Annotated in this window: 4 protein-coding genes; 2 read left to right on the top strand and 2 right to left on the bottom strand. The window is 56.3% G+C overall.

The features are described 5' to 3' along the window. A partial coding sequence (locus tag CF137_RS22175) for a hypothetical protein (RefSeq protein ID WP_204787357.1) occupies window positions 1-298 on the top strand: 298 nt, incomplete at its 5' end. A gap of 105 nt (window positions 299-403) precedes the next feature. On the opposite strand, the gene CF137_RS02830 is transcribed toward CF137_RS22175, so the two are convergent. Beyond that, window positions 404-928, bottom strand: coding sequence for a replication/maintenance protein RepL (locus tag CF137_RS02830; RefSeq protein ID WP_125730117.1), 525 nt, complete (start codon window positions 926-928; stop codon window positions 404-406). Window positions 929-1,383: 455 nt separating this feature from the next. After that, entirely contained in the window at window positions 1,384-1,626 is a 243-nt protein-coding gene (locus CF137_RS02825; protein WP_139424506.1) for a plasmid replication protein RepB, read from the bottom strand. 468 nt (window positions 1,627-2,094) lie between these two features. On the opposite strand from CF137_RS02825, the gene mobV reads away from it, so the two are divergent. Further along, the coding region (gene mobV, locus CF137_RS02820; RefSeq protein WP_139717751.1) for a MobV family relaxase at window positions 2,095-2,787 on the top strand (693 nt) is incomplete at its 3' end.

The raw sequence follows: 2,787 nt of genomic DNA, 5'->3' as shown, positions 1-2,787 counted from the left end.
TAAGGCGTTCAAGGTTGTCGCCGAGAAAGCCTCTGAAAGCGATTCTCAGCGCGGGGCAGCGGTTAAGGCTAGGATGGCATTAGCTGACACCCAGAAATGCCTCCAAGAGCTTCAGGAGCCGTTTAAGGGGCTTTCAAAGGATCAGGTGGCGGAGGTTCTCAAGCAGGCCGTGGCGATGCAGCAGGACAATCAGCGGAGGCAGGCGGAGCAGGATCTGGCTCGCAAGCTGGAGGCCGAGATCCGGCGCAAGTTGGGGCCACAGCAGGGGGCAAACCCGAGCCGTGGCCTTGGTCGTTAAGCCCCCTACGCCGGATCAACTCGGCTTTGGTCCATTTGCTGGACTGGCGCATATCCTCCCGCAGAGCCTCTATTTCTGCGGGGGTCAGCTCACGGAATCTACGCATCAGTTGAGATCCAAATCCTGTTGATCCGGTGGTGGCAGTTGCTCGCTTGACTCGGCGATCAATCGTTCTTTTTGGACATCAACGAAGGGGATGTGAGTTAGTTTTTCTTTTGCCCGTTCGTGGAAGTCGCTGTCCTGTTCTGTCTCTGCTGCAACAACAGTAGCACTGAATATTGCATATTTCCGTTGGTTTCGGCCTGCCTGCCAAAATACTCGCTCATTCACGCAGTATGCCGTTGCACTACCGATCTTGACTGTCTGAATCCAACTCTCGTCCTTGAGTACTTTGATTGCTGTTGCAACGCTTCGGCGGCTGTAACCTGTCACTTCTGTCAGTGTCGCATAGCTGCAAACGACAGCGTTGGTTGTGCGGCCCATCTTCTCAACGAAATACATCAACACTTCGGCAGCTAAGCCGTTTTTTCGTATCAGCCCTCGCCAAGCCTTGAGGTATCCCCTCGATATTTGGACAAAGTTGTAGTTCTCATCTGCCTGAGACTGCTCAGTCTCACCCTTTGCACTCATCGGTGTAATCTCCTGCACACTATGTGTCGTTGAACTGCACCCATGGTGCACCACATTGCACACCATGTGCAATATCACTTCACACAACGTGAACCCGAGTGCAATTAGCTATTGCACTCTGGAGTGCTGCCCCATTGCACTCTGGATATATAAACCACATTAAAAAACAACAACTTAGTGAGTGCACTATTCTATCTCTGATCGCGCGCGGGATTTTTGCTCCGTTGCACCCTGATGATCGCCCTGTGGATGGGTGGACAATCGCCTTCCAGGCGAACGGCCCTCAAGGGGCATGGACAACCCTATGGACAGGGGTGGACGGGCTAAAAAGACAGCCCGCCCACGGCCCTGACCACAGGGATTGCCCACACCCACGGGCCTTTGCCCACGCCCCCCACAGGGCCAAGGGAGCAATAGGATCTCCCTTCGGGTTTGTATTAGGGGAGGGACTTGTCTCACAGGGAGGTCAAATCGACCTCGATGCGCCGGAACCCTATTGCTTTGGCAGTAAAGACCGCTGTATCGATAGTCTTGAACACTCGCCAACCCCCCCTCTGGCGTTCCAATATGCTGGTCTCCCCTCCTTTCCCGAACTGGACGAGGTGGAGGTGGTAGCCGGCACCCATCGGGGTGGGCACAACCAAGGCTTTCGAGAAGCCCCCCTGATCAAACACCCACTTGGCCTTCTGCTCTTCCATATCAAAACCGCCTTTTTGATTCATCAAATTCCGATTTTGATATTAGCCACCCCAGCATCAAAATCAAGGTTTTGATGAATCAAAAGTGGCTTTTTGATGTCCGGTTTTCAGGGGCGCAGCCCCTACAAGCCGCCCCCTGCAGTGGATAGATCCACCGGAAGGTGGGCGGCGGAACACGCCCATATGAACCCGTGGCGAGATCCCCCCCTTCCCTGCAAAACCGGCTTTTGAGGGTCTCCGGTTCTGGGGGAGGCAAACGCCACAGCGCCCCCCGATCACCCTATCTTTTGCCCCCCTTCAGGGGGGAGCTATCAGGGGGTTGATCCTTCCTCCGGCACCCTGCCGGAGCGAGCGACTTTACGAAGTAAAGTCTAGTGAGTACTCTTGCTTGTCAAGAGGCCCTCCGGAGGTCGCCATTCTGTCGCCCCCCTCCAGCCTCTCCGACAGTCCACCAAGAGGGGAAGACACATGGCCGCCTTTGCCATCATGCGCTGCAAAAAATTATCGGGAATGGGCTCGGTTGCTGCCTCCCTCAAACACTGCTTTCGGGAGCGCGATACCCCCAATGCAGACCCCGAAAGACTCCGGCACAACATGCACATGGCCGCCCGTTCCACAGACGAGGCGATGGGCAAGTTGCGGGAGAAGCTGCCGGAGAAGCGGCGCAAGGATGCGGTACTCGCTATCGAGTACGTCCTGAGTGCATCACCGGAGTGGTGGATCAATGCGGGTTCAGGCCGGAAAACGGACTTCTACCAGAGCTCGATGGACTGGCTGGCCGAGAAGTACGGGAGGGAAAACATCCTGGTATCGTCGATTCACCTGGACGAGAAGACCCCCCACATGTCGGCGTTCGTCGTCCCGATCACCAAAGATGGGCGGTTGAGCGCCAAGGAGTTCATAGGCAACCGCACCAAGATGAGCAGCGACCAGAGCAGCTATGCCGAGGCCGTCAAGCATCTTGGTCTGGTGAGGGGCATCGAGGGCAGTAAGGCGACCCACAAGCGCATCAAGGCTCATTACAACGCGCTGGGGCAGCAAATCCCAGTGCCTCCCGAGATCGGGGAGGCGGATCTCAAACCGCAGAGCTCGCAAGGCGAAGGGTTGCTGGGCAAGATCGGGTTGAGGCCCATGATTGAGACCCCCCTCGGTGTAGCGGAT

The organism is Aeromonas sobria (genome assembly GCF_006243315.1).
GTDB classification, from domain to species: Bacteria; Pseudomonadota; Gammaproteobacteria; order Enterobacterales; family Aeromonadaceae; genus Aeromonas; species Aeromonas sobria_A.
Note: the sequence above shows the minus strand (reverse complement) of the source record. Positions and strands in the feature narration are given on the sequence as shown.

What these genes read in the sequence shown, in the direction of transcription:
- CF137_RS02830 (WP_125730117.1), bottom strand. Translation starts at nt 928, where the DNA reads ATGAGTGCAAAGGGTGAGACTGAGCAGTCTCAGGCAGATGAGAACTAC.
- CF137_RS02825 (WP_139424506.1), bottom strand. Translation starts at nt 1,626, where the DNA reads ATGGAAGAGCAGAAGGCCAAGTGGGTGTTTGATCAGGGGGGCTTCTCG.